The sequence below is a fragment of the Parabacteroides sp. merdae-related_45_40 genome (assembly GCF_001915675.1).
Window position 1 is genome coordinate 50,411 of record NZ_MNQY01000128.1, and the last position, 6,627, is coordinate 57,037.

Sequence of the window (6,627 nt, forward strand, 5' to 3'; positions counted from 1 at the left end):
CTGATTCGTTTATCAAGCCATCGTGATCGCATTCTGCGAAGCCGTATCCAATTCGAGCACTTCGTTGCTCTTGACAACCAACCCGTTTTCCTTACGGAAACGCTGATGCAAATATACAAAAGAACAAATGAAGGTGATACAGCAGAAGATACCGACATACCCGGCAAACTGGTTATAAAATACCGCCCAATCGATATGCGGGTTGCAAAATTCCTTCAGCACAAGCACAAGCACCGTCCCGGTGTATCCCAAAAAATCCGTCGTTACGATAAAGAACCCTACATTCCCGTGAATCTTAAAGCAAGCAATGAAGCGGTCGAAGAAAATCGTCTGGAAAGTAAGATACGCGATGTATAAGCAAAGACTTTGGACGAACAGCCAGACAACAGGAGAAAGCTGGAACCGTTCCTGCCCGAAAGAGACAACAGACATCACGATCATCCCCATAATAATCAACCCGAAAAGAATAGAAAGAGCTTTCAGATTATCCTTCACAAAAACCATCAATCCGAAAACCACAAGGATAATAAGTGTCACCACACTGTCGATCTTCGCAAAAAGCCAAGGCGAATATTCGGAAACATCGATGATATTCACTAAAAAGTCTTCTTTTATATCGCGTAACACCACGATGGCTATATTGGCAACGAACAACATCATGAGGAAAGGCATAAAATTCTTGAACAACTCCCAACGCTGTTTCCCATTCAATGTCGCACGCTCCGATTTCATCGCAATATCTTCTTCGGTTGGTTGAGGTAGACGGTTCAGGGCATATCCGAGCAATGCTAACAGAGGCAGTGCGACAGCACCGATCAGTGCAGGCATCCAAAACTCATTCACATGCAGGTTATTCATAACATACAACCCTGCCGACTTGGCCGTCCCGGAACTGATCACCATACTAACACCTAACAGGCTGGCAAGGATATCCGTCATCCGACGTCCTTCGATAAAACTGAAGATCACCCCCCACATGCAACCCAACGACAGGCCGTTCAGGAACATAGCTGCAATATTGTAAGGAGCGGAAAGCAGACCGAAGAAAACCAACGAAAGCTCTGCCATCACAACAGACATCAGGATAAACCTCAAACGCTCTTCCCGTCTCAGTTCGGAGATCAACTTGATCCCCATAAACTTAGAAATCACATATCCTACTATCTGGGAGATCGTAACAACCACCTTATAATCCATATCGAAGAACTCGACATCCTCGAAAGCCGCCGCCGTATAAGGCTTGCGCAGTGCATATACCAATGAATAAGATAAAAGAGCCGCACCGCCGGCCCAGAGGATAAAAAGAAAATCGGATAACCGTTTCCGAGATGGATTTTTAGTTTGTTGTTCGTTGTTCATAACATGCTGTCATTTTGTTTACGGCTGCAAAAGTAGACGTGGCATGTTACAGGAATATTACTGAAAACATGAATGTTCATTATTTATATATATTATAAATCAACCGATTATAAAGCAATATTTATGTAACATTCATGTAACGGAAATGCAACACGCTTGTATTTATTTTGCAATATAAAACAGTAAATAAGAACAACATGGATGACTTCCGTGAACTCTACCGCCGGATAGAATATCTGCGCAATAACGGGATCAAGATGAAGGAGATTGCCGACTGTGCCGGAATGGCTCCCAGCATCCTGTCTTCTCTGTACACAACAGTGCTCCCGACTTATTTCGAGGAACTGAAAAACTGCTCGCACGAGGAAGCATTGGACCATGCGATCGTATTGGTCAACAACATATCCAAACGACGCCTGCTGTCCGTCCTGCCGGAATTGTTAAAACGCTTGGAAGGGATGGAACCGAACATACAACCCGACCGGAAAGCGAATCCTTTCCTCGAACATTTGCAAGAAGAAATACAGCTTTCCACCACACGGGTGGACAACATATGCGGACTTTACACGAGTTACAGCCTTTCTTCTTCCTCGGACTGCCTGAAGATGGAACCTTTTATCATCAGTCTATCCGAAAACAAGGAGTACATCCGCATCGGACGGTTAAATGCTTACGGGGAGGCGCAATGGGGCATGGGAGTCACAGGTGATCCACAGAACTTTTATTGCATGTTCAGCGAAAACCCCTCGCCTCAATTCACGCTGGTAACAATCTATCTGCAAATCCCATTTTTCCGGAATCCCCGGCAACTGCGCGGTTTATATATCGGACTTGACTACAACCGGAACCCGGTTGCACGCCGCATCCTACTTATCAAGAAGTCTGACTGCACGGATACGGAAGAATTTTTATCCATGGAAAGCGGCTTGATCCAAAAGGAGGATTTCACCTCCGAACAACAGGCTTATTACGATTATACCTGTCAGACCGGCGACTACATCAAGATGTGCACGGTTCCTTCGCTTCAGATGGATGAGAGTGATCTTGTCAAAGAAAAGACAATGCTATCGTTATAATTACTTTTGGCTTGTCCCAAAAGTAACCAAAAAGTCAAGGCCGAACCTGCTTCGCTACTCCGGGCAGGCGACAGCGTAGTCTTTGCCCGGAGTAGCCCAGACGGTTAAGCCTTGAACTTTTGGTTACTTTTCTTTCAAGAGAAAAGTAACACACCGATTATTCTTTTTGGAACTTACGGCTCACCTTCAGTAAATTTGCTGTAAAAGATACTACATTCTGCGCTTCCTGTACCATATTTAGGTAGACCATGCTGACCTTCGTACTACCGCTCTGTCCTTGGATACGTTTCAGTTCCTCCTTCTTCAGAAGCGTCAGTTTAGCCGTCAGATCGACCGATTCGGCAATCAGGTCATCCATACGATGGTAATCATTGCTTTCGATCATAACCGAACTGCGGTTCAGGAAAGAAACGATCTCATCGGTCATCTTTCCGAAATCCTCCTTCTGTACTTCACAAAGCGGGCTAAAATGATTGTCGACATGCTCTTTGCCTGGCTCCGTCAGACGACGGATACTGAACACGATCTCGCTGGCAAAATCATTCCCCTGATAATAGTACAAACCTTTATCGATCGCAATATCATGCTCCAACTGGGTAACGCCCAACGTGCCGACACGTTTGACCTGTTTCAAGTAACTCTTCTTTTCCTCAATCGCGCTCATAACCTTGCGAAGTTCGCGCAGGTTTTCATCCATAAAGCCATGAACAGAGCGGTTGAAAGTGTCGGAAGCGAAGTTCAGCACGTCACAAAGCTCGTCGCGACTATGTTCACGGAACAGCGAAAGAGCTTCACGTTTGTCCTTTGTCTCACGTAGTTTGGAAATCGTGGAATCAACTTCTTCCTGCATGGCTTCCTTCTTCATCTTCTTTTTATACAGAATCTGGTTACGGATCAGCATATAGATCGCCAGCCCCACCATCGCCGCCATTGCCGCAATACCACCGACATGGATCAACAGAGCAACCAGAAAACAGATCGTAAAGGCTGCACCTGCCGTAATAAACCAACCACCGATCACGGAGAGCACACCGGTGATACGGTAAACTGCGCTTTCACGCCCCCAGGCACGGTCGGCCAGAGAACTACCCATCGCCACCATAAAAGCGACATAAGTCGTAGACAACGGCAACTTCAACGAAGTACCCAACGCAATCAACAGACCGGAAAGCACGACATTCACCGAAGCACGCACCAAGTCGAAACTGGCCTTATCTTCAAGTATTATCTCGTTATTATTGAAACGGCTGTCAATCCAGTCCTTCACTCGCAAAGGCACCACGCTCAATATCGTATTGGAGGCATTGTTGCACGTACGCACCAGAACACGTGCAACGGGCGATGTTCCGAAATTTTCATTTCCATCCGACTGCCGGGCCAGGTCTACAGACGTTTTGATCACCGCCTGCGCCTTTTTCGAAGTAGCCAAGGCAATCACCATGACCAAGCCGGAACCAACAAGGAAGTACCACGGGGTTTTGGCCGGTTCAAGCAACGACTCCATCAGGAAAGTGTCGGTTGTAGTCGTGCCTCCCTGCGCCATCAAATCCATATAAGAAGAATAGCCAGCCAACGGAACACCGATAAAGTTCACTAAGTCATTACCGGCAAACGCCAAAGCCAAGGCAAACGTTCCCAGCAAGATCACCACTTTAAAAACGTTCACCTTCAACCAGTGAAGAACCTGCATCAATAAAGTGAAAAAGATAAGTGCTCCCCACACGATCGTGTCTGTATTGCTATAAATCATCGTTTTAAGATCACCTTCCATAAAGGAACTTTCTTTCAAACCTTTTATCAACATGAAATACAAGATGGAAGTGGCAGCCAAACCACCGAACAAGCCGATAAAATAGTTCATGTGTTTCTTGTAGTTGAAAGTAAAAATCAAGCGAGAAATGTATTGAACAATGGCCCCGAAAAAGAAAGCGATCGCCACTGAAAGAAAAATGGCAAGTATCACCGTAAAAGCCTTATCCGTGTTCAGCAGGTCACCCAACTGAAGTGCACCATTAGAATTGGCAATCTTGATTAATGAAATTGCAACCGTACCGCCCAACAATTCGAATACCAGCGAAACGGTAGTCGAAGTAGGCATCCCCAGAGAGTTAAAAATATCCAGCAACACCACATCGGTGAGCATGACAGCCAGCAAAATACACATAATTTCTGAAAAATAGAAATGTTGCGGCTGGTAAATTCCGTGCCTGGCAATATCCATCATTCCGTTGGATAGCGAAGCACCGACAAAGATGCCGATCGCGGCAATCACCATTATTACTTTAAAAGATGCAGCTTTCGACCCTATTGCCGAATTCATGAAATTGACCGCATCGTTACTAACTCCGACTGACAGGTCAAACACCGCCAGCACAAAGAGGAAAATGATCAGAAAGAGATAGAATGTCTCCATAATTGCTTGTTATGTATTTGGTTGCAAAGGTCTGAAACAAATATTACGCAAAAATGACATAGATATTACAAACATGTTACAAGTCAAACCATACATCCACAGAAACAGTTGAATAAAAAAAAAAAATAATGTTACCGGACTAGGGGATTTTCGCTATATTCGCGACTTTTATTATAAGAACATTGTTAATCTTACTCACACTTGGGAGAGAATCGAGACGATATCATACAGTGGGCTTGTGAAATGGCCTTATCGGATTCACAAACCGCTCTTAAATCGCTTTACATGACCTATTTCGGGCCACTAATGCGATTTACGGGTATGTATGTCTCATCGCCGGCAGAAGCCGAAGAGATCGTATCCGATACCTTCTTAGCTATCTGGAACAACCGCAAACAGCTACCCGGCATCTCTAATTTCGATTCTTACATATATACGGTAGCCCGCCACAAGGCGATCAGCTATTATCGCAAACAGCACATGGAGCAGGTATCGCTGGACGAAATCTCCATCGACCTTTTCACATCGACCGAAACGACTCCCGAAGAAGAGCTTATCAGCCAAGAAGGAATTCACCGCCTGAACTTGGCAATCGACTCGCTACCCGCCAAATGCAAGATGGCTTTCAAACTCGTCCGCGAGGACAAGCTCAAATATAAAGAAGTGGCTGCCATCCTCGACATCTCCGTCAAAACATTGGAAGCACACTTGGCGAATGCCGTCCGCAAACTGCGGGAAACACTTGCCGACGATTGCATCTGAAAAGCAACACTCTGGCATGAAGCAAAAATTTCATGCATAGGATACTTCTGTTTCATGCCCAGGAAACATTTGTTTCCACCTATTGAAAATTTTGTTTCCTCCTATTGAAAATAAATTTTCCCACAGTGGGAAATTTATTTTCTCCGAATGGGAACAGATGAAAATTTTCTATCTTTTTCTCATTCCGACTAAGGGAATTCTCGCTTCCCTGCGACTATACATATAGAAACACATAGAATGGAAAACAGAATAAACCATATAATCGCACGTGTCCTGAGTGGAGAAAGTTCTTCGGACGATATCCTTTCGTTAAGCGAATGGCTGAACGAAAACGAAAAAAATCGAGATGAATTCCGACGTCTCAAGAATTATTGGGATGCAGATGTCGCTTTCAAACATTCCGTTGCCCCTGCTTTCTCGGCCGACAAACTGCAACAAAAGATCAATGTACAAAGAAGGCAGACTGCCCGGCGGCAATTATGGAGAAACGCCATTCCACTAATTGCCGCAGCCTGTTTGCTTTTCATTTTCTCAACAGCCCTTTTCCTTTATAATACAAATGACCGTATATCCGAACACTACACCTTGCTGACAGACGAACATACCTCCAACTTCACGATGGAAGATGGAACCATCATCACATTGAACAAAAACAGCCGCTTAAGCTATTCCGACAAATACGGGAAAGACAGCCGCAACGTCAAATTAGAAGGTGAAGCCTATTTTGAAGTGGCAAAAGATCCAAGCAAGCCCTTCCAAGTAGAGATGAACGGTGCTTCTATCACCGTATTGGGTACGCACTTCAACGTGAAGGCAGATGCAGAGTCAGACGATATCACGGCAACCCTTGTGGAAGGTTCCATCCGTTTCGAAGGCGCAAAGCAAAATATCGTGATGACCCCAAACCAACAACTGACTTTCAACCGGTCGACAAACAAGGTGGATGTCAAAGAAATAGACACCGACACTTTCACAGCTTGGAAAGACGGTCTGTTGAAATACAAATCGATTCCATTC

5 protein-coding genes are annotated in these 6,627 nt (G+C 44.9%); 3 read left to right on the forward strand and 2 right to left on the reverse strand.

All coding sequences use genetic code 11. The features are described from left to right. Nucleotides 1-12: 12 nt before the first annotated feature. Nucleotides 13-1,359, reverse strand: a complete 1,347-nt coding sequence (locus BHV83_RS17880) for a DUF5690 family protein (RefSeq protein ID WP_022322075.1) — start codon at nucleotides 1,357-1,359, stop codon at nucleotides 13-15. A 197-nt stretch (nucleotides 1,360-1,556) separates the two neighbouring features. Here BHV83_RS17880 and BHV83_RS17885 point away from each other — a divergent pair, with 197 nt between their 5' ends. Continuing rightward, the gene (locus BHV83_RS17885) at nucleotides 1,557-2,435 is read left to right on the forward strand and encodes a hypothetical protein (protein ID WP_119215405.1); all 879 of its coding nucleotides are present in this window, start codon (nucleotides 1,557-1,559) and stop codon (nucleotides 2,433-2,435) included. Nucleotides 2,436-2,592: 157 nt separating this feature from the next. Here BHV83_RS17885 and BHV83_RS17890 read toward each other — a convergent pair whose 3' ends face one another. Continuing rightward, complete coding sequence (locus tag BHV83_RS17890) at nucleotides 2,593-4,848, reverse strand: inorganic phosphate transporter (protein WP_005639868.1); 2,256 nt, start codon at nucleotides 4,846-4,848, stop codon at nucleotides 2,593-2,595. Nucleotides 4,849-5,049: 201 nt separating this feature from the next. Between BHV83_RS17890 and BHV83_RS17895 the strand changes: the two genes are divergently transcribed. After that, a complete protein-coding gene (locus BHV83_RS17895; RefSeq protein ID WP_022322077.1) occupies nucleotides 5,050-5,610 on the forward strand; it encodes an RNA polymerase sigma-70 factor in 561 nt (186 codons plus the stop codon). A gap of 237 nt (nucleotides 5,611-5,847) precedes the next feature. Beyond that, on the forward strand, nucleotides 5,848-6,627 hold a 780-nt coding region (locus BHV83_RS17900; RefSeq protein WP_286757842.1), incomplete at its 3' end, for a FecR family protein.